This window comes from Bifidobacterium sp. LH_491, assembly GCF_056356495.1.
In genome coordinates this window covers 436385-458540 of the sequence record NZ_JBKEUI010000001.1, presented here as the reverse complement: position 1 = coordinate 458540, position 22156 = coordinate 436385, and the positions used below count along the sequence as shown (strand labels likewise).

The following is a 22156-nucleotide window of genomic DNA, read 5'->3' as shown; positions in this document are numbered from 1 at the left end:
CGCCCACACAGTTCCCAGCCGCCGATACGCCGAATCACCATGCATTCGGTCTATCTGTGGTGCGTTCCAACCACAGCGGCGCTCTGCGCCCCGTCAATCGTTGTCGTCGGGGGCGGCGATGCCATCGGCCAACTCGTCGAGAATTTCCCGCTCGGTTTTTGCCAGCGCGTGCAGCTCACGATCCGCCTCGCGCTCTTCGCTTACATAATAAAGTGTGGCGTCGATCCGATGCAAAGGAACACCTTCCATGCGTGCCAGCAACAGCCGATACCAGTCCAACTGAGCCAATTTGCGCGCCACATCCTCCGGGTCCCGAGGCTTGCGTCCGGTTTTCCAATCCACAATTGTGTACAGCGCCCCATGTTCGTCGTCGGTCGTGTGTTCTCCCAGACCGCCGGCGAATACAGCGTCCAGTTTGCCGACGACTACGGCATCGTCCAATTCGCGCACGCAGGTGACGATCTGTCGCTCCGCCCACACCGGCACACGCCGCGCCCAGCGCGATTGCGCCAAACGCCGCCGCCATGCAAGCTCCCGTGGCTGCACTGTCGTCTGCCCCTGCGCCGCAGCCTCCTCGTCGGCCTGCAACTGTGCCAGCATCGATGCACGGCTTACCGTCCCCACGCCTCCTTCCGTCTGTTCCCCAGCGTCGCAATCCGCCAATACGAACCGCTCCGCCCAATCATGAAAACGCGTGCCCGCCTGCGCCAACGGCGACGCGATACGCGGAATCGGACGCACCACCGCACGCCAATACTCGTCGCTTTGCTCGTCGGACAATTGCCCGGTGCGCGCCTGCAAGGCGGTCACATTCTGCCTGCCCGCCGATACGATATGCAAGCCACGTTCGCGCACACGCCGACGCACGCTTGCCTCGTCGCCATACGCATCCATCACGTCATCGTTGGCGCACAACCGCAACGCCAAGGAGGTCAACGGCCCGGCATTATCCATATCATCCGCATCACCGCCGCCATCCGCCGCGGCATTGCCCTGCGACGACGCCCTGCCAACCGCCATGGCGGCATCACGCAGCAACGTGCCAACGGCATCGCTCATAGGACATGGCCACGGCAGTTCCTCACACGCCCGCGCCACCGTACCCATCGGCCCGACCCACGCGTCCTCCACCAAACACTGCGCCCAATGCTGAGCCTGCTGTCCCACCAACGCCATACTGGGCAAGGCCACGCCCCGTCCGCACAAACTTGGCGCATCGGCGTCAGGCTCCCGCGCCACGTCGACGCCCTGACAATCACACATGACACCCTGCACACCGCGCACAATATCGTTGATTTCCTGCCAAAACACCGACGGTTGCGTCTTGCCCCTCGACTGCGGCGTCAGCTGCAAGGAACGCGAAGCACAGCATGTAACCAACACCTCATGGCGAGCGCGCGTCAACGCCACATACAACAAACGACGCTCGTCGGCATGCGCACGACGGCCATATTCCTCCGCCTGCGACAGCGCGCACGCATCCTCATTCACCGCCTCGCCGTCCTCATCCAACGGCACGCCATCCTTGGTACGGATCGGACCGAACATCATCGCACCGATCTCATCGACCCGCGCATCGCCGCTATCGAGGAAGGTGGGCGGCAACGCGGGAAGAATCCCCGCATCCACCCGCACTGGAGTCGGCACCAGCACCGCATCACTGATCCAACTATGCTGTGCCAGCTCGCGGTATCGTGGTGCCTCCCAGCGACCGTCACGCCATCCCCCAGGATGGTTCTCGTCCATGTCGATCCGCGTCCCCGATCGTTTCGGCGGGAAATGGTCCTTGTCCATATCCACCACCGCCACCGCGTTCCATTCCAATCCTTTGGACTGGTGGACGGTCATCAGCACCACATCCGTAGAGCCGTCCAACGTCGGCACTTCATCTTGGGACAACGCGTCGTCGGCATCCAACCATGCCAAGAACCCTGCCAGACTGACCGACAAGCCCTGTCCAGACAGCTCATTGCCATACGTGTCGACCAACGCCAGCAGCGACCGCAACGCCGCCTGCGCCTGCAGCGGATCGTGCAGCGTCCCAGGCGATTGCACCGCCTGTGCCACCATAACATCCACATCCGCGTCCAGCGCGGCAATGGCCTCGCGCATCACCTGCCCAACAGGACGGCCCACCACGTCGTGCACGCGGCGGATCATGGACGCCGCCCGAACGACGGCCTGCCGCCCAGCCGGACTCATCGCGGTATGGGCAAGCAGCTCGTCCACGTCGTCACGCAGCAGCACATCGGTAAGCAGTACCACCGGCGGTACGGATTGGGCATGTTCGCGCACCGCGGCCTTGCGTTCGCTCCAGGAATACTCCCGACCATCAGCGGCACTCACCAACCCCGCATCCACCAGGCCTTGGAAACGTCGTTCGAGATCAAGCCGCCGTGCCGTATCGGCCACAATGCGCAGATCGTCACCGTTCATCGCAAACCGCGGTGTGGCCAACAGCCGCAGCGCCGCGGCACTGTTCGTATGGTCGCTCACCATACGCAGCAAGGCCAGCACATCACGCACCGAAGGCTGTTCGAGCAGCTGCGAGCGCCCGACCACCGTGGTGCGCAGCCCCGCCAGCTCCAAGGCATCCGCGTAACGTTGCATATCGGTTTTGGAACGGAACAGTATCGCCACCGCCGGCTCTCCCGACCCTGCTTGTGCCGCCTGTCCGCCCTCGTCGTCCGTATGGTAACGCGCCACGACATCGCAGGCGAATCGCACCACACCGTCGATTTGCTGGCCAAGCGTGCTGTAGCGCAGCACGCCGACGCTGCCTTGTCCCGCTTGGAAGTCACCTTCCTGCCATACGGAGAGTTCCGGAACGTCGACTTCCTTCAAGGCGGCGCTGGAGGCGCGCGACGGCGTGGACCGCAGGACGGCGGTGACGGCGTTGGCGACATCGAGCACCATGTGATCGTTGCGGCGCGTTTGACTTAACGAGTATGGGCGGGCGTGCGGCATCTCGAAGTCGCGCAGGAACATGCGGAACGCTCCGGGGCTGGCGCCTCGCCATGCGTAGATCGCTTGGAAGGGATCACCCACCGCCGTGACGGCGCTGCTTGTCTCACGGTTGCCGGGCACGTGGAACAGCTTGGACAGTACGGTGGCCTGCGTGGTGGAGGTGTCTTGGTATTCGTCGAGAAATACGTGGCTGTAGCGTTCCCGGTAGGTTTGGCCGATGGCGGGCAGGCGGGTCACCAGCTGGTATGCGGCGATGGTGAAGTCGCTGAATTGCGCGACGCCGCGTTCGCGTTTGCGCTGTTCGAACGCTTCCACCAGTATGAGCAATGCCTGCCGATATTGCGCTGTCTGCCGTAGATTCACGCATTGTTCCACGCGCTTATCATGCAGCACTTCTAGCAATGCGTCGTGCTTTGCCAACAGCATGGGGCCGATATCGCGACTGCTGCCGGACGGCACTTGGCTGCCGATGGCTTGGTTCAGCCACGCGAGATACGTGTCGTTCCACGCGCGCAACCGGGTCACGGCGGCACGCATATCCTCACAGCCTTCGCCGATCATGTTCGAGGCCATGTCCGCAGCCAACTGCAATGCGTCGGCGCACAGACCAGACCAGGAAGGATACCTGCGCTGCCCGTCGCCCTCGCCACTAGCGTCGTCGCTGCCGCCGGAACCATCGCCGCCTACGCCGCCGAGATAGCCGCCGGCAATCATGTCGTCGATGGTGTCCGCCAACACATCGCTCATCAACTGGCGAGCACCGGCCGCGCTCAACGGCTGCAGATTCGGATCCATGCCGACCAGCAAGCCGTATTGACTGACCAGCGCGCGGAAAAACGAATCGTACGTGCAGATGGTGGGTTTGAGCCAGGATGCCGATCCCATATCCGCCACGGCTTGGCTTACGCGCTGCTGCAATTCGCCGGCAGCCTTACGGGTGAACGTCAATCCGGCAATGCGCTCGGCAGGTACGCCACGTTCGATGAGCGTCGTAATGCGCCGTTGCATCGTGTAGGTTTTGCCCGAACCGGCACCCGCCACCACGAGCACATCGTCATCCGTGGGCGCGTCGATGATCCGCGCCTGCTGTACGCTGTCGGTGCGCTTAACCGCCGTCTGTTCCATACATACCTCGCTTATCGACGCCTCGACGGGCGCCGACGCCATGCCATGTTCCTGCTCGTCCATGTCACTTACCGCCGTTCCAATATCGTCGCCACGCCCTCGCCACAAGCCGGACAGACCTCCTTATACCGGCAATAGCTGCGGTGCTTGCCATCGGGATGGCCGACCACCTGGTCGCTGACACTGGCCGCCGCGGCATACCAGATACGCGCCAGCATGGTGAGGGCCCACAGCCCTTGCGTGTTCCACAGTACGCGCCACGCCTGCCACAGTTCGTCACGGATACCTTCCGGCGCCTGGGACGGCATAGCCGCCATCCCCGGCATCAGCTTGTGCACGGTAGGAAAATAGGGACGCGGCTCATAGGCCCGCACGTCGATATGCCCGTCCACCAGCATCGCAGGCTGATACAGTGTTTCCGCAGCACGCGACGATGCGGGCGCCTCACACTTGCCCACATGGAACAGCATGCAACGCGATAACGGCGGCAGATCAGCCAGCGCGTCAGGCTCACCCGGCACCGGGAAATGCCATCCCAACTGGTAGCACGCCAACTGCAGGTCGTCGAAGGAATTGCGTTTGCTGCCGGTTTTCCAATCGATGATGCGGCAATGCCGCTGTCCGTCCGGCATCTGCCGCACTTCCAAACGGTCGAGTCGGCCGCTGATCCGGATACGCAGCCGCTCGTCCATGCCCTCGGGCCAGCCGCCCACCAACACCCCCATCAGCGTCATCAATTCGGGCACGGTGCACTGCGGCATACCCTCCACGGCATTCATCGCCTGCACCATCTGTTCCCAACCGAATTGCGCGGCAAACGGCACTTCGCATTGCACGTCGAGCACACGGCCGATCGGGCCAAGCTTGCCACCGTAGTCAGGTCGGGCACTGTTGACCATGTAGCATGCCGCGCGACGCATCATCGCTTCCACGTTGGACTGCTTCGCAGCGAGACCATACCGCTGTTCGGCGTTCATATCAGCGGCCCATGCCGCGCGATGAGACGCAGCCCGCTCCTCATACTGCGTGTACAACGTCTTCGCAAGCTTATCGATCAGCCGTTCGCCGCCGTTGGCAAGCATGGACTCGTCGATACGGTCCAATCCTTGCTCGCTGGCCCACTGCAACACCTCATGCACCAAGGAGCCGATGCTCATCTGCGCACCGCTTGGCTGCGGACCAAGACACTGTTTCTCCAGCTTCCAACACACGGGGCACTGCCACAACGAGTCCACCGACGAGGGCGACAACAACACCGTATGATCGCGCAGCTGCGACTGCGACGAATCACCAGCATCGCCAACGTCCCCAGAACCACCAGAATCACGGGATTCTCCTGCATCCCACGACACGCCTGGCGTATCCGGCGCATCCGGCGAGACTGACATAGCCTGCACGACTGGCGTATCCTGCGTACTCGCTTTATCCGATTGCAGCCGCCGCACCTGCAGCGATGTGCCCGGATCGACATACGCCCACTGCCAGCTCGTCGCCGCCGACACGCCACGATCGGCCAACACCGCCAACGCCCGCGCCGCATCCCGGGCGCGATCGCCGGTGAGATCGCGTTCGAACAGCGTCATCTTCGCCAACGTGGCCACGCCTCGCGGATCGGCATCAAGCCCCATGCTCCGCCAACGCTCCGCATCACCGGCGCCATGCAAGCCCGAGACCACGCCCGTATCCGTGGCAGCACAAGCACCCGTGCGCGAATACCGCTCCGGCAGATAGGTATACAGAAAATCCGACGGCACGGTGTCATCATTGGCCGTGGCCGAAATCCACACCGTCTGCGTGGCACGGGTCAACGCCACCAGCCAGCTCTTCTGTTCATCCGCCAACACCACAGCCAAACGTTCGTCCGGCATGCCCTGCGGCGTTCGCCGTGAGTCGGGCAACCTTCCGGACATCATCATCGACGCCATATCCGTGCCGCCGAACAATACGCCTCGCGGCATGAGATTGGGCCACACATCCTGCTGCACCGCAACAATCCACACCATCGGCCAGTGCCGTCCCGCAGCGCCCGAAGGCGTGGTCAGCGTCACCGCATCCTCCGCAGGCGCGACTTTGGCCAGTGAATCCGCCTCAATGGTCATATGCTGCACCTGCGCGATAAACGCGCCGATCGGCTGACGTTCCATCGACCCGGATGCATAATCGAACAGCCGCATCACCGCATCCAGCCGATCGTTGGCAGCACGCCCCTGCGCCGTATCGAACAAAGCCTCACGCTGCCACTGCCTCGCCACATCGCACGCCTGCCATGCCGCCATCAGCGCATATTGCGCGGTACGCTCCGGCAAGGCTTGCAACGCCTGACGCACCTGTTCCACCAGTGACCACACACGACGGAACACCTGCATCTGCCGCCTATTGGCGCACATGGCCTCCAATACCTGCAGACATTGGGCGGATAGCTCTTCCACCCTCCCGCAGTCTTCGCCGCATGGCTCGCTTGCCGATTCCTCCTGCGGCGGCACCAGCACATCGCCATAAGCCAGCATCAGATAGCAGGCATCCATATCGAAGTCCCGCAGTTCCTCGCCATCGCCCCCCTGCGGACTCATCACGCTGTCATCCACCCGTATGCCGCTCGCCGACTCACGGCGCGGCACGCTACGCAACCGATCCCAGCCACGCACCAGGCGTTCCACCGGCGCCACTTCCCCGTCCGCAACTGATTCGCGGCCGACCAGCGCCGCCATAGCGCACACCGCCGCCATAGCCGTATGCACCACCGACAACTGCGCACGATGCCAGCCATTGCCGCCCACATCGGGCAACGCCACCAACGGACTGTTCATCACCGCGCTCACCCGCGAGCGCACCTCACGCGCCATGGACGCCCATGATGCCTGACGCCCCTCATCCATGATGGATTGCCGCATCTGTGCCAGCTCCACCAAGGCGAACAATCCCTGTACCGTCGGCTCGTCGCGCAGCGGGCGGGTCACCGAGGAGTACCGCACGGGCACGCCTTCACTGCGCAGCCGTTCGCCATACGCGCGCACCATCGTATTGTCGTGCGCGATGATCGCCATATCATTCCACGCGGCCTGACCGTCCAAGCGCATGCGCTTGATACGCCACACCACCTGATCCATCTCTTCGGCGTCCGAACGATACAATGCCGTGCGCACGCTGCCATCGCCGCCGCCAGCTTCGGTTTCAAACGGCAATGGCATTGGCGGCCAGCTTCCGGGCAGTTTCGGCATTTTGCCAGGCCGGTCGGCCACTGGCACATCCGCGTCCGTGGCCGACGCAATGCTCAACGACACACGGGACGCCACCACATCGATATAGCGATGCGACTCGTCGCAACGCGACGGCAACGTCACCCATGCCGTCGCCGCACCGTCGCCCGCCATGCGGCGCAGCACATAATCCGGATACGCACCTCGGAAGGTCTGCACGGATTCGTCCGGGTTGGCGACGAACAGCACCCGCGTACCGGCGTCCCGCAACCGTTCGATAAGCGCCAATTGGGCAAGCGTCACGTCCTGACCGTCGTCAACCACCAGCACTGCGGGCACCGCTTCGGCGGGCACCTGCCCCACGGCCCGCCATGCCTCGGCAATCAACCGTGACGCATCCAGCCGCCGCTCATGCGTATATTCACGGGACAGCAGTTCCTCATATTCGCGCCGTATGGCGAACGCCACACGCCATTGCACCCGCAGCCTGTCCGACGAGGCCTGCCCTTCCACCGCCTGCAGCAATTGTGCTTCGCGCGGCGCATCCACCGCCAGCTCATACAATCTGGCCAACATGTCGCGCAGCTGCACGACCAGCGCGTCGTTGATGCCGCGCGCCACCACCGACGCCATATGCTCCGGCGTACACGCATCCAGCTCAACCGCGCCGCGTTGCGACACCATCAGGGACATCCAGTCCTCATCGGCAAAATACTCGCGCAGCATCATGCAGGTGTCGCACCACTCTCCCTGCCGCGCATGCATGACGTGCACCGCCAACACCTCGCGCAACACGGCATCCTGCTCGGCGCCGTTGAGCAGCTTGGGTGGCATCCCATCCTGCGCGACGCTGGCCGCGGTCACCAGACGAAACGCCACGGCGGACAAGGTCGTCACCGGTCTTGCGGCAGCCAACACCCCCAGTTCGCGTATCACCTCACTCCCCAGCCGATCGGCAGCGACACGTCCAGATACCACCATCACCGCACGTTGCGAGCCGAACCTGCGCAATGCCCGCATCAACGCCTGCACCGCCACGGTTGTCTTGCCGCTGCCCGGGTCACCCGTCATCACCACCGTGTGGCACGGCTTGCCCTGCCCATCATGCAGCGAGTCGGCCAACCATTCGTCAATTACGGCATATGCCCTATCCCAATCCGCCATACCACCCACTGTACCTGTACCAACCGTGCGGCTCTCCCGCGCCACGCACGCGATACGTCGATCATCCAACGCCTGGCGCAACGTATCCCATCCGCCGCATCCGATAAACCAACACGCCGCCAGCCACACCGCGGCCTATGATAACTGCCATGAGCAAACGCACACGACACGACACCGGCCACGCCAGCACACCGGCCACCGTGCAACTCGAACAGGCCGGCGTCGCTTTCACACTGCACCCTTATGAGCATTCCAACGATCACATGGACGACGGCTACGGCGTGGAAGCGGCCACCAAACTTGGCTTCGACCGCAGCCAAGTCTTCAAAACACTCATGGCGGACACCGGAGACGAACGCGTCGTAGGCGTGGTGCCCGTCAGCGGGCATATGGATCTCAAAGCACTGGCAAGCGCGCTAGGCGTCAAAAAAGCCACCATGGCTGACCCTCGCGTGGCCATGCGCGAAACCGGCTACGTGGTGGGTGGCATATCGCCGCTCGGCCAACGCACCGCACATCGCACCGTAGTGGATGCCAGCGCTTTGCCATACGACACCATTCTGGTCTCCGGCGGCAAACGAGGACTGTCCATCGGCATCAATCCTCACGATTTGATCGCCGTGTTGGACGCCATCACCGCCGATATTGGCACCGACTGACCTACGCCGGCGCCAATACACGGCCACCACTACCCCGGCTGCTACAAGCCGGAGCTAAAAACCGATGCGCGTGCGACCGAACTGGTCAAGCCAACGCAAAATCGCCCCCTCGCGCAACGCCCACGGGCAAATCTCCACCTCGTCGACGTCCAACGCCTTCATAATCTCATCGGCCACCACACCGCCGCCGACAATCTGCGTGGCGCGTTCCGGCGTAATGCCCGGCAACGCAGCACGCTGGTCAGGCGCAATGGCCGCAAGCCGCGGCAGCCAATCCTCCAACTGGTCGCGCGTCATCACCCAGGCATCCTCACGTCCGGGCTGGCGCACCAACGTGCCGGCCAACCGGGCCAGCGAACGGAAAGTCTTCGACGTGGCCACGGCATGATTGGGACGCTTCGTCGTAGGAAACGCCTTCACCATCGGCTCAATAATACGCCGCACCTGATGATGCACCTCATCCAGTTCACCCTCCGTAGCTGTGCCCGACGGCAGGAACTCATGGGTGACCCGCCCCGCTCCCGCAGGCACACTCAACGCCACCGTCGGCTCCTCATCCGAACCCATCGCCACTTCCAACGACCCACCGCCGATATCCAATACCAGCAAACGGCCGGAATCCCAACCGTACCAACGCCTTGCCGCCAGGAACGTCAGCCGCGCCTCATCATTGCCCGACAACACCGTCACCGGCTGGTCGATACGTTCCTCAATCCGACGCAGCACCTTGCCGCCATTGGTGGCCTCACGCAAGGCGGACGTCGCCATCACCAGCAACTGGGAAATCTCATACTCTTCGGCAAGCTTCATCGCCTTATCCACGCCTTCGAGAATGGCCTCCACACCAGCTTTGCGAATCGAGCCGTCGTCCTTGAGATACTGCATCAGCCGTACCGTCGACTTCACACTCGCCTCGGGATCGGGGCGAGCGCCCGGAGCCGCATCGACGATGAGCATATGAATCGTATTCGAACCAATATCCAGCACACCCAGCCTTGTCGTGTGCGTATGCAAATTCACCATGAGGCGAGCCTATCCCATATCCTGCCCAACCGACGACGCGCCTGTACAACGCCGACCATCCGAAAACCCACTTCCACGCATCGCCGTTTGGCTGTTCCCTCACCCGCACAAGGCTTTATCCGCACACCACACAGCCACGGCGTGCCGACGACACGACACCCCATATGACCGTAGACTGGATGCGACCGCATTGTTTCCCATCCTTAAGGAGGATGTCATGAGCCGACTCAACGGAGCGCGCGCACAGGCCGAAGCCGACGGCACCCGCGTGAACGTCGCCATTCTCGGTGCCGGACGGATCGCCCATTCCATGGCGGACACGCTGGTGCGCATGTCCCAAGACGACCGGTATTCCTCGCTGGTAGCCCCTTATGCGGTGGCCTCCCGTGACGCGCAGCGCGCCTCGCAATTCGCCGCGCAATATGGGTTCCCGGTTTCCTACGGGTCATATGAGGAACTTCTGGCCGACCCGAACGTGGATTTGGTGTACATCGCCACCCCGCACGCCCTGCATGCCGAACAAGGCATCGCCTGCCTGCGCGCCGGCAAGAACATTTTGGTGGAGAAATCCTTCACCGGCAACGCCGAACAGGCACGCGCGCTGCTGGACGTCGCCCATGAAACGGGCTTGCTGTGCACCGAAGCCATCTGGACCCGCTATATGCCGTCGCGCCGCATCATCGACGACATCATCGCCTCCGGCCGTCTCGGCGAGGTGCAGGCCGTCAACGCGAACCTGTGCTACCCCGTCAGCGGCAAGGCGCGCATGACCGACCCGGCCATGGCGGGCGGCGCGCTGCTCGATGTCGGCGTCTACCCGTTGAACTTCATCGACATGGTGCTTGGCCCGCGCGACATCGCCAGCATCACCACCTCGATGCGCCCATTCGACACCGGCGTGGACGCGCACAACTCCACCACCCTGTACTATGCCGACGGCACGATGGCGGTATCCACCAGTTCCATACTCACCGCCTCCGACCGCAGCGGCGCCGTGTGGGGCACCAAGGGCTATCTGGTGTGTCAGAACATCAACAATGTCGAAAGCATTGATGTGTATGACGCCAATCACGCGTTGGTGGCGCACCACGACGTTCCCGAACAGCTCACGGGGTATGAGTATCAGGTCGCCGACGCCGCCAATGCGATTTTGGACGGCCAAAGCGAATGCGAGGCCATGCCCCATGCCGATACCTTGCGCATTATGGAACTGATGGATTCCCTGCGCGAACGCTGGGGGCTACGCTATCCCTTCGAATAATCCATTGCGGGCATCGAGTCTATGAGTACGCCATTACCATCGATGCCCGTATTTCGCTGGCATCAAGTCATGCAAGGCCATGCCTTCGGCAGGTACATGGCGACGATCGGCAACCTTCGTATGACATGCTCGTTGACGCATTCGCCAGCATGCTGGCACGCCGGCAATAGCTGACCAGCCGATAAGGGGGGGGGGCTGTGTTTCCGCACAGGAACACAGCCCCCTTGGCATATGAGAACGGCCGGCTGCTTGTATCCGTGGATACCGACAGCCGGCCGTTGACCATACCGGTGCATGAAGCACCGGTCGGTTTACATCATGTCGAGACCTTCGTCACCCAAATCGCCCAGGTTGTCAAGGTCGCTTTGTCCGCCTTGATCGTCCAGGAAATCATCCGGGTTGAAGTCGTCGCCCAGCTTCAGATCACCGAAGTCCAGGCTGGAGAAGTCGACATCGCTCATATCCGCGTCGGAGAAGTCAGCAACGCCGTCCAAATCACCGCCCAAACCGAAGTTCGGATAAATGGTGTCACGGATTGCCTTGTCCGGTTCAACCGTCGCATTGCGATAACGCGCCAAACCGGTACCAGCCGGGATGAGCTTACCGATAATGACGTTCTCCTTAAGGCCCTTGAGGTCGTCTTCCTTCTGGCTCAGCGCCGCTTCGGTGAGCACGCGCGTCGTCTCCTGGAAGGAGGCAGCGGACAGCCACGAGTCGGTGGCCAGCGAAGCCTTGGTGATACCCATGAGCTCAGGACGTCCGGCAGCGGGCTTGCCGCCATTCTTCACCGCTTCCATGTTGGCTTCCTTGAAGCGTGCCTGATCCACCAGTTCGCCCGGCAGCAACGTGGTGTCGCCGGAGTCGATCACGGTGATACGACGCAGCATCTGGTGCACGATGACCTCAATGTGCTTGTCGTGGATATCCACACCCTGCGAACGGTATACATTGTGGACTTCCTCCACAATGTTGACCTGGGCCGCACGCGGGCCGAGAATGCGCAGGATCTTCTTCGGATCGACCGAACCTTCGATCAGCTGCGTACCCGCGGAGACATGCTCGCCATCCTTGACCAGCATCGGCGCACGACGGGTTACCGGATAGGTAATCGGCTCAACCGTGCCATCATCCGGCGTCAGCGTCACCTGGCGGCCACGCTCGGTGTCCTCCACCTTAACCGTGCCGGCGAACTCGGCGATCGGCGCCTCACCCTTCGGCGTACGGGCTTCGAACAACTCGGTAACACGAGGCAGACCCTGCGTGATATCGGAAGCCGAAGCAACACCGCCGGAGTGGAAGGAACGCAGCGTCAGCTGGGTACCAGGCTCACCAATGGACTGCGCGGCGACGATACCGACCGCTTCGCCGACATCCACCAGCTTGTTGGTGGCCAGCGACCAACCGTAGCACTTGGCGCACACGCCGCGCTTGGAGTCGCAGGTCAGCACGGAGCGGGCCTTGACTTCCTCAACGCCGTGAGCAACCAAGTCATTGAGCACGTCCATGGACAGCGCATCACCGGCGTGGTACAGCACAGTGGAGCCATCGGACGGGTCAACGACATCGGAAGCGAGCAGACGCGAGTACGGGCCACCGTCGGCAGCCTTGACCAGCACCAGGTTGCCCTGATCATCACGCTCGGCGACAGCCATCGGCAACCCACGCTTGGTGCCGCAGTCCTCTTCGCGCACGATGACTTCCTGGGACACGTCGACCAGACGACGGGTCAGGTAACCCGACTCTGCCGTACGCAATGCGGTATCGGCCAGACCCTTACGCGCACCGTGCTGCGAGATGAAGTACTCCAGCACGGACAGACCGTCACGGTAGTTGGACTTGACCGGACGCGGGATAATCTCACCCTTCGGGTTGGCCACCAGGCCTCGCATACCAGCGATCTGACGGATCTGCATCCAGTTGCCTCGCGCTCCGGACTGCACCATGATGTTCACGTTGTTGTCATCATGGAAGTTCTCACGCATGGCGTCCGCCACCTTGTCGGTGCATTCGGTCCACAGGTTGATCAGCTCCTGACGACGTTCCTCATCGGTAAGCAGACCCATGTCATACTGCGAGTTCACCTTGGCGGCCTGATCTTCGTAACCGGCGACGATTTCGTTGCGCTCGTCGGGAGCCACGATATCGGAGAACGCCATGGTCACGCCCGACCACGGTGCGCGGGTGAAGCCCAGATCCTTCAAGGCATCCAGCGAAGCGGCCACCTGCGCGGTGGAATAGCGCGTCGCGATGTCGTCGACGATCTTGGACAGCTTGCCCTTCGGCACCTGCTCGTTGATGAACGGGTAGTCCACCGGCAGCGTCTCGTTGAACAGGATACGGCCATAGGAGGTCGCGAACAGCGTCGAACCATCCTTGAAGCGCATTTCCTTGACCGTTGGCGCGGCACCCTCACGCGGATCGACCACGTCCACCTCGCCCGGTTCCCAATCCTTGGGCAGCACGAAGTCTTCCGGCAAACGGATCAGCACCTTGGCCTGCATGTCGATCTCATGCTTGTCCAACGCCATTTCGGCTTCTTCCAGCGAGCCGAACACGCGGCCCTGGCCCTTGGCGCCCTCCACCACGGTGGACAGGTAGTACAGACCCAGAATCATGTCCTGCGACGGCATGGTCACGGTGTGGCCATCGGCCGGCTTGAGGATGTTGTCCGAGGCCATCATCAAGGTACGGGCTTCGGCCTGGGCCTCGGCGGACAGCGGCAGATGGACTGCCATCTGGTCGCCGTCGAAGTCGGCGTTGAACGCGGCACAAGCCAACGGCGGCAGGTGGATGGCCTTACCTTCGACCAGAATCGGCTCGAAGGCCTGGATGCCCAGACGGTGCAGCGTAGGCGCACGGTTGAGCAGCACAGGATGCTCGGCGATAACCTCTTCGAGCACGCCCCACACTTCGGAGTCGCCGCGATCGACCAGACGCTTGGCGCTCTTCATGTTCTGCGCGTAGTTCAAATCAACCAAACGCTTGATGACGAAGGGCTTGAACAGCTCCAACGCCATCGGCTTGGGCAGACCGCACTGATGCATGCGCAGACTCGGGCCGACGACGATTACGGAACGGCCGGAATAGTCGACGCGCTTGCCCAGCAGGTTCTGACGGAAACGGCCCTGCTTGCCCTTGAGCATATCGGACAAGGACTTGAGCGGACGGTTGGAGGCACCCGTTACCGGACGACCACGGCGGCCGTTGTCGAACAGGGAATCCACGGCCTCCTGCAGCATGCGCTTCTCATTGTTGAGCATGATTTCAGGAGCGCCCAGCTCGATCAGTCGCTTCAAACGGTTGTTACGGTTGATAACGCGGCGGTACAGATCGTTCAGATCGGAGGTGGCGAAACGGCCACCGTCCAACTGGACCATCGGACGCAGATCCGGCGGAATCACCGGGATGACGTCCAGTACCATGGCTTCCGGCTTGTTGCCGGTGGTCAGGAAGGCATTCACCACCTTCAAACGCTTCAGAGCGCGAGCCTTGCGCTGGCCGGAGCCAGTGTCGATTTCCTCACGCAGCTGCTTGGAGGCTTCCTCCAAGTCGAAGTCCTGCAAACGCTTCTTGATGGCTTCGGCACCCATGCAGCCCTCGAAGTAATCGCCGTAACGATCTTCCATCTCACGCCACAGGTCGACGTCGCCTTCCATGTCGCCGGGGCGCAGCGTCTTGAAGCGGTCGAACACCGCGCTCAGACGCTGAATCTGGTCGTCGAAGCGCTGGCGGATGGCCGCCATATCGCGCTCGGCGCCGTTGCGCAGCTTGGAGCGTGTGCTACCTTTGACTTCGCCTTCGGCTTCGAGCTGGGCCAAATCGGCTTCCACCTTCTTGGCACGCTCTTCGATCTCATTGTCGCGGCGCTTCTCCAGGTTGGCGATTTCGGTGTCGAACTCGTCCTGTAGATCGGGCAGGTCCTGGTGACGCTGCTCGTCATCCACCTTGGTAACCATGTAGGCGGCAAAGTAGATGACCTTTTCCAAATCCTTCGGCGCGATATCGAGCAGGTAGCCCAAGCGGCTCGGCACACCCTTGAAGAACCAGATGTGCGTTACCGGCGCGGCCAACTCGATGTGGCCCATACGCTCACGACGCACACGGGAACGGGTGACTTCCACACCGCATCGCTCGCACACGATGCCTTTGAAGCGCACGCGCTTGTACTTGCCGCAGGCGCACTCCCAATCGCGGGTGGGGCCAAAGATCTGTTCGCCGAACAGACCGTCCTTTTCCGGCTTGAGGGTACGGTAGTTGATGGTTTCCGGCTTCTTGACCTCACCGTGGCTCCAGTTACGGATATCCTCGGCGGTGGCCAGGCCGATCCTCAATTTGTCAAATGCGTTGACGTCCAGCACTGTTTATGTCCTGTCTTTGAAAATTGGTTCATTCACGTCTCGGCTAAGGTGCGGGCGTCACCGCAGGCAACGCCCGCCCTTGGCATCACTGATATTCAGGCTCCTCGGCAATCTGGTCGACCTTGGCGGACGCATCGGGGCGCGCGCCAATGTTGAAGCCCAGATCCTCGGAGGAGGACACAGGATCGTCGTCCTCGTCCTTCATGTCGATGGCCACGCCTTCGGCGTTAAGCACTTCGACGTTCAGGGACAGGGACTGCATTTCCTTCAGCAGCACCTTGAACGATTCGGGGATACCCGCCGGCGGCAGGTTATCGCCCTTGACGATGGCACCGTACACACGCACGCGGCCGTCGACGTCATCGGACTTGGTGGTCATCATTTCATGCAGCGTGTAAGCGGCACCGTAAGCTTCCAGAGCCCACACCTCCATCTCGCCGAAACGCTGGCCGCCGAACTGGGCCTTACCGCCCAGCGGCTGCTGCGTAATCATCGAGTACGGGCCGGTGGAACGGGCATGGATCTTGTCGTCCACCAAGTGATGCAGCTTCAGCATGTACATGTAGCCCACGGAGATCGGCTTGGTGTACGGCTCGCCGGTACGACCGTCGAACAGCACCGCCTTGCCGTTGTCGCCAACGAGCTTGTTGCCGTCGCGATCGGTCAGCGTGCTCTTGAGCAGGCCCTTGAGGGTGTCCTGACGCACGCCATCGAATACCGGAGTGGCCACCGGCGTGCCCGGCTCGCCCTTTTCGGCACCAGCCGGCACATGCTTCTTCCACTCGGCTTCCAAATCCGGGTCGAGGGAGATATCCCAACCGGAGTGAGCGATCCAGCCCAAGTGCAGTTCCAGCACCTGGCCCAAGTTCATTCGAGACGGCACGCCCAAGGGGTTGAGCATGATGTCCACCGGAGTACCGTCCGCTAGGAACGGCATATCCTCTTCGGGTAGGATGCGGGAGATGACGCCCTTGTTGCCGTGGCGGCCCGAAAGCTTATCGCCCTGCGTGATCTTACGATGCTGCGCGATGTACACGCGGATCATCTGGTTCACGCCGTTGGGCAGCTCGTCGCCATCCTCTTCGGCATCCTCGCGGGTGATTTCCTTGACGGCGATAACCGTGCCGGTCTCGCCGTGAGGCACACGCAGCGAGGTATCGCGCACTTCGCGGCTCTTCTCGCCGAAGATGGCGCGCAGCAGTCGCTCTTCCGGCGTCAGCTCGGTCTCACCTTTCGGAGTGACCTTACCGACCAGAATGTCGCCGGCCTCGACCTCGGCACCGATGCGAATGATGCCGCGCTCGTCAAGGTTAGCTACCGCGTCCTCGCCCACGTTCGGCAGATCGCGAGTGATTTCCTCGGCACCCAGCTTGGTTTCGCGCGCGTCGATCTCATACTCCTCGATGTGGATGGAGCTCAGGGTATCGTCCTGCACGATGCGCTGGGACACGATGATGGCGTCCTCGTAGTTGTAGCCATTCCACGGCATGAAGGCGACAAGCAGGTTCTTGCCCAAGGCCATCTCGCCCTTTTCGGTGGCAGGGCCGTCGGCCAGCACCGAACCGGCTTCCACGCGCTCACCATCCTTGATGATCGGCACTTGGTTGTAGCAGGTCGTCTGGTTGGAACGCTGGAACTTGGCCAGCTTGTAGCTGGACTGGGTGCCATCGTCGTTCATCACGCGGATGATGTCCGCGGACACGTACGTCACCACACCCGGCTTCTCCGCCACGATAACGTCGCCGGAATCCACGGCGGCACGCCATTCGGAGCCGGTACCCACCAGCGGGCGCTCCGACTTGATCAGCGGCACGGCCTGACGCTGCATGTTCGTACCCATCAACGCACGGTGACCCTCATCGTGCTCCAGGAACGGAATCAGCGAAGCGCCGACGGACACCATCTGACGCGGGGACACATCCATGAAGTCGACCATCTCGACCGGAACGTCCTCGGCCTCGCCGGCGGCGTCTCGTACCAGGGCTTCCTTGGCTACGAACTTGCCGTCTTCATCCAGCTCCTGGTTGGCCTGCGCGATGACGTGCTCGATCTCACGATCGGCGGTCATGTACACGACTTCGTCGGTAACGCGGCCGTTCTCCACCTTGCGGTACGGCGTCTCGATGAAGCCGAACGGGTTGATGCGACCGAAGGTCGCCAACGAACCGATCAGACCGATGTTCGGGCCTTCAGGAGACTCAATCGGGCACATACGGCCGAAGTGGCTGGGATGCACGTCTCGCACTTCCATGGAGGCGCGGTCGCGGCTCAAACCGCCGGGTCCCAATGCCGAAAGACGACGCTTGTTGGTGACACCGGCCAGCGGGTTGTTCTGATCCATGAACTGGCTCAGCTGCGAGGTGCCGAAGAACTCCTTGATGGTGGCGTTCACCGGACGGATGTTGATCAGCGACTGCGGTGTGATGGCCTCGGCGTCCTGCGTGGTCATACGTTCGCGCACCACGCGCTCCATACGGCTCAGGCCCGTGCGCAGCTGGTTTTGAATCAGCTCGCCGACCTGGCGGATACGACGGTTGCCGAAGTGGTCGATATCGTCCACATCCACGCGCAGGTCCACGGCCTCGCCGTCGCGCATGCCCGGGAAGGTCTTGTCGCCAGCGTGCAGCGTCACCAGGTACTTGATGGTGGCGATGATGTCGTCCAACTGCAGCGAACGATCGTTGTAATCCGCTTCCAGGCCGAGCTTGCGGTTGATCTTGTAGCGACCGACGCGAGCCAAGTCGTACCGCTTGGTGTTGAAGTAGAAGGAGTCCAGCAGGTTCTTGCCGGCTTCCGGCGTCGCCGTATCCGCAGGACGAATCTTGCGGTACAGATCGGTCAGCGCCTCTTCCTGCGACTGCACAGCTTCCTTCTCCAAGGCATCCAGCACCAGCGGATAGCCTTCAAACGCCTTGCGAATCTCCTGCTTGGTCATACCGATGGCCATGAGGAACACAATGGCGGACTGCTTGCGCTTGCGGTCCACGCGCACGCCGAGCACATCACGCTTGTCGATCTCGAACTCCAGCCATGCACCACGGCTCGGGATGATCTTCGCGCCGAACACTTCCTTGTCCGAAGTGCGATCCGGCGTACGGTCGAAGTACACGCCCGGCGAACGCACGAGCTGCGAAACAATCACACGCTCGGTGCCGCCGATGATGAAAGTGCCGTGCGGGGTCTGCAGCGGGAAGTCGCCCATGAACACCGTCTGGCTCTTGATTTCGCCGGTGTCGCCGTTTTCGAACTCGGCGTTCACGTACAGCGGCGCGGAGTAGGTGTAGTCCTTCTCCTTGCACTCCTGCACGGTGTGGCGCGGCTCCTCGAAATACGGGTCGGAGAACGTCAGGCTCATGGTCTGCGCGAAGTTTTCGATGGGGGAAATCTCCTGGAACACTTCCTCCAAGCCGGAAACGTGCGGTACCGTGTTGGTGCCGTTCGCCATATCCTCTTCGACACGCTGCTTCCAGCGCTCGTTGCCGATCAGCCAATCGAAGCTGTCGGTTTGCACGCCCAACAGGTAGGGCACGTCAATGGGTTCCTTGATGGAACCGAAGTTCACACGATCCGACGCCTTGTGCAAGTCAATGTCATGCTGGTCGGCGCGTGCGACGATGGTGGTGGTATTCGTCGTAGCTTTTGTAGCAGCCAATGGACGTTCCTTATCGCTCGCTTGATTCACAATCTCTGGGAACACCGCGCAGACCACCATATGCCATGCGGGCGTTCCAACTCGGCATGCCCGCAATATGACATGCTTCACGTAACCTAGACAGGTTACCCCAAGGTCTCGACTATGCAGCAGAACGACACGCTGTCAGCACACGATCGTACAGCAACCGCGCCCTTCGCGCCGACGTCGCCGCGGCCAGGCTATTCCACCACCACCGTCACCGGCTGGCTGGTCACCTTGGGATACTCGCGCAAATGCAACTGCGCCACATACGTTCCACGATCCACCTTCGGCAAGGTAGCAACGTCCTGGCACGAATCCCCTGTGCGCACGCCAGCCCACGTCATCGTCTGCGAATCCTTATCGCCCTTGGCCATCAGCAACATGCGAGAATCCACCGGGCACACATCGGAACTCCACACCACGTCATTGCCCGACGTAATCGTCAGCACACGCTCGTCATCAGCCGCATCAATCAAGCAACTGCCGTTGCCTTCATGCACAATCGTGGCCGTAAAATCCATCGACCCACCCACCGGCATCGACTGCGCAGCCGCCGTCAACTGCAAACTCGTCGTCTTGCCATTGCAATCGGCAATCAGCTCGCCCTGCCTGGGCTGCGGCACCTGATTGCGCACCAGCGACACCTTGCCCTCGCCTCCGGCAAGCGCCGCCACCGCAGCAATCCCCCGCACCACACTGTAGGCACACCATATCGTCAACGACAGCACCAACAGCGCCGCCACCGCCACCACAATGCGGCGACGACGATACATGCGCCGGCGAGCGACGCTGGCGGGAACAGTACGACGGGGTTGATGCATACCCCCAGTCTACGGGCAGCGCCACCCTACCGCCCTTCCGCGCGGCGAGCGCACCCGACACATTCACATGTACGCCACGCGCACATGCCACGACACACACGCAAGGCATCAGACCCGCATACACGGCTTCGCGCTTTGCTTATTGCGGCAGCCGAACACCGCCATCGCCTACGATATGCAGCAAACCATCGTCATCCAACGACGCCACACAGGCATCCAACTGCGCCGCATCCTCCCACAGCTCACGCAGCTGCGCACGGGACAATACGGTTCCCGCCGGATGCTTGCGCAATGCCTGCAGCACCAAACCGCGCACCTGCCTATCGGTGCCGGCAAACCGCTGCCGAGGCCGAGTACGCCCCTGCCCCAGCCCAGGATATCCAGCCTGCGCGAATCGGCACCACTGCCGCACCGGACATTCCTGACATATCGGCTTCTTCGCCGTGCACACGGTGGCGCCAAGCTCCATCACCGACTGGTTCCACGTCACGCTCGCATCATCGTCCTGCGGCAATACCCGCTGCGCCAACGCGCGCTCCTCTTTGCTCGCCGCGCCACCCAACGATTCGACGCCCGCGAACACGCGGCTAAGCACACGGCGAATATTCGTGTCGATCACCGCCACCCGCACGCCATAGGCAAAACTCAACACCGCGCTGGCGGTATAGTCGCCCACGCCAGGCAAGCCAACCAATTCCTCATACGTGCGCGGAAGTTCATCCTGCCACTGGTCACGCACCACGCGAGCGCACTCCTGCAAACGCAGCGCCCTGCGCGGATAGCCAAGCCGCCCCCATGCGGTGATCACTTCCGCCGTGGACGCCTGCGCCAGCGTCGCCGCATCAGGCCAGCGCCGCATCCACTCCGACCAATACGGCACCACACGTCCCATCTGCGTCTGCTGGCTCATCACCTCGGACACCAGCACGCCCCATGGCGTCGTCCTGCCGAAACGCCACGGCAAGTCGCGCGCATGCCCCTGCCACCAATGGCGCAGCGCCCCGGCGACCTGTTCGGCCTGCTTACGTTCGTCAACGGATTCCTGGTGAGCCACATCCTTATTGTGCCATAGTGCCGGGCATGCCGTGTCGCTCACGCTTCCTATTGTTAGGGGTCATGAGTGAAGCTAGCAACGCGCACAACGCCAATCCCGAATCGCAAATGCAAAGCATGTTCGAATACGGGTACCGCAAATCAGGGTATGGCCCGGACGAGTTGGTCACCGACGCCCACGGCAATCCCATCAGTGTGGTGGATGCCATGCTGTCGGCCAGCGAAGCCAGCAGGGCGCAAACCGTCACGCCACATCTGTGCTACTACTCCCCGCGCATTCCCGGCAACACCGGTTCGGCCATCCGCCTGTGCGCCGTCACGGGCACCATTTTGCATTTGGTCGAGCCCTTGGGATTCAACCTGCGCGACACCAAACTGCGCCGTGCCGGACTGGATTATCACGATATGGCGCATGTGGTGCTGCATCCCAACTTCGAGCATCTGGTTGAATCCATGCCGGATTCGCGCATCATCGCGTTCACGGCGCATGCCACCAAGCTGTACACCGACATCGAATATCGGCCGACCGACATTTTGCTGTTCGGCCCCGAACCCGGCGATATTCCCGACCCGATGGACATTATGGCCGGACCGCACGTCGCCGAACAGGTTCGCCTGCCCATGCGGCCAAGCCTGCGTTCGCTGAATCTGACCAACTGCGCGTCCATCGCCATTTACGAAGCATGGCGCCAGCTCGGATTCCAAGGCGGCAAATAAGCAGAGCATCTTCTATGACATAGCCTCCCGCTCGGCGGCCAGCCGCATACGGGAGGCTATGTCATATCGCGCAACGGCACATGAGGAAACGCCACGGCGGCTATTTAGGATTCAAGCCGCCAAACGTCGCGCCCG

The 22156-nt window shown here is 62.2% G+C and carries 10 protein-coding genes; 3 read left to right on the top strand and 7 right to left on the bottom strand.

What is annotated here, in order from left to right; translation table 11 throughout:
- Positions 1 to 93: 93 nt before the first annotated feature.
- Together AC1AWK_RS01450 and AC1AWK_RS01445 are read right to left on the bottom strand one after the other, a co-directional pair.
- On the bottom strand, positions 94 to 4155 hold the full coding sequence (locus tag AC1AWK_RS01450; RefSeq protein ID WP_476567531.1) for an ATP-dependent DNA helicase: 4062 nt from the start codon (positions 4153 to 4155) through the stop codon (positions 94 to 96).
- A 5-nt stretch (positions 4156 to 4160) separates the two neighbouring features.
- Positions 4161 to 8453: a PD-(D/E)XK nuclease family protein gene (locus tag AC1AWK_RS01445; RefSeq protein WP_476567530.1), complete on the bottom strand. Its 4293-nt coding sequence runs from the start codon at positions 8451 to 8453 to the stop codon at positions 4161 to 4163.
- A gap of 149 nt (positions 8454 to 8602) precedes the next feature.
- Here AC1AWK_RS01445 and ybaK point away from each other — a divergent pair, with 149 nt between their 5' ends.
- On the top strand, positions 8603 to 9112 hold the full coding sequence (ybaK, locus tag AC1AWK_RS01440) for a Cys-tRNA(Pro) deacylase (protein WP_476567529.1): 510 nt from the start codon (positions 8603 to 8605) through the stop codon (positions 9110 to 9112).
- A gap of 54 nt (positions 9113 to 9166) precedes the next feature.
- Here ybaK and AC1AWK_RS01435 read toward each other — a convergent pair whose 3' ends face one another.
- Positions 9167 to 10135, bottom strand: a complete 969-nt coding sequence (locus AC1AWK_RS01435; RefSeq protein ID WP_476567528.1) for a Ppx/GppA phosphatase family protein — start codon at positions 10133 to 10135, stop codon at positions 9167 to 9169.
- 217 nt (positions 10136 to 10352) lie between these two features.
- Here AC1AWK_RS01435 and AC1AWK_RS01430 point away from each other — a divergent pair, with 217 nt between their 5' ends.
- Positions 10353 to 11396 carry a Gfo/Idh/MocA family protein gene (locus AC1AWK_RS01430; RefSeq protein WP_476567527.1) on the top strand — a complete coding sequence of 348 codons (1044 nt, stop codon included), beginning with the start codon at positions 10353 to 10355 and terminating at the stop codon, positions 11394 to 11396.
- A 311-nt stretch (positions 11397 to 11707) separates the two neighbouring features.
- Here the strand turns inward: AC1AWK_RS01430 and AC1AWK_RS01425 are convergent, their stop codons facing one another.
- The 4 genes from AC1AWK_RS01425 to AC1AWK_RS01410 all read right to left on the bottom strand — a co-directional run bounded on the left by AC1AWK_RS01425 (position 11708) and on the right by AC1AWK_RS01410 (position 21248).
- Positions 11708 to 15754: a DNA-directed RNA polymerase subunit beta' gene (locus AC1AWK_RS01425; RefSeq protein ID WP_476567526.1), complete on the bottom strand. Its 4047-nt coding sequence runs from the start codon at positions 15752 to 15754 to the stop codon at positions 11708 to 11710.
- An 85-nt stretch (positions 15755 to 15839) separates the two neighbouring features.
- A complete protein-coding gene (rpoB, locus tag AC1AWK_RS01420) occupies positions 15840 to 19406 on the bottom strand; it encodes a DNA-directed RNA polymerase subunit beta (protein WP_476567525.1) in 3567 nt (1188 codons plus the stop codon).
- Positions 19407 to 19627: 221 nt separating this feature from the next.
- Entirely contained in the window at positions 19628 to 20251 is a 624-nt protein-coding gene (locus AC1AWK_RS01415) for a hypothetical protein (RefSeq protein WP_476567524.1), read from the bottom strand.
- A gap of 139 nt (positions 20252 to 20390) precedes the next feature.
- Positions 20391 to 21248, bottom strand: coding sequence for an HhH-GPD family protein (locus AC1AWK_RS01410; protein ID WP_476569518.1), 858 nt, complete (start codon positions 21246 to 21248; stop codon positions 20391 to 20393).
- A 119-nt stretch (positions 21249 to 21367) separates the two neighbouring features.
- On the opposite strand from AC1AWK_RS01410, the gene AC1AWK_RS01405 reads away from it, so the two are divergent.
- Positions 21368 to 22021: a tRNA (cytidine(34)-2'-O)-methyltransferase gene (locus AC1AWK_RS01405; protein WP_476567523.1), complete on the top strand. Its 654-nt coding sequence runs from the start codon at positions 21368 to 21370 to the stop codon at positions 22019 to 22021.
- Positions 22022 to 22156 lie beyond the last annotated feature (135 nt).

Bases quoted from the DNA above. Each gene is read 5' to 3' on its own strand.
- AC1AWK_RS01450 (WP_476567531.1), bottom strand. From the start codon at position 4,155: ATGGACGAGCAGGAACATGGCATGGCGTCGGCGCCCGTCGAGGCGTCG.
- AC1AWK_RS01445 (WP_476567530.1), bottom strand. From the start codon at position 8,453: ATGGCGGATTGGGATAGGGCATATGCCGTAATTGACGAATGGTTGGCC.
- ybaK (WP_476567529.1), top strand. From the start codon at position 8,603: ATGAGCAAACGCACACGACACGACACCGGCCACGCCAGCACACCGGCC.
- AC1AWK_RS01435 (WP_476567528.1), bottom strand. From the start codon at position 10,135: ATGGTGAATTTGCATACGCACACGACAAGGCTGGGTGTGCTGGATATT.
- AC1AWK_RS01430 (WP_476567527.1), top strand. From the start codon at position 10,353: ATGAGCCGACTCAACGGAGCGCGCGCACAGGCCGAAGCCGACGGCACC.
- AC1AWK_RS01415 (WP_476567524.1), bottom strand. From the start codon at position 20,251: ATGCATCAACCCCGTCGTACTGTTCCCGCCAGCGTCGCTCGCCGGCGC.
- AC1AWK_RS01405 (WP_476567523.1), top strand. From the start codon at position 21,368: ATGAGTGAAGCTAGCAACGCGCACAACGCCAATCCCGAATCGCAAATG.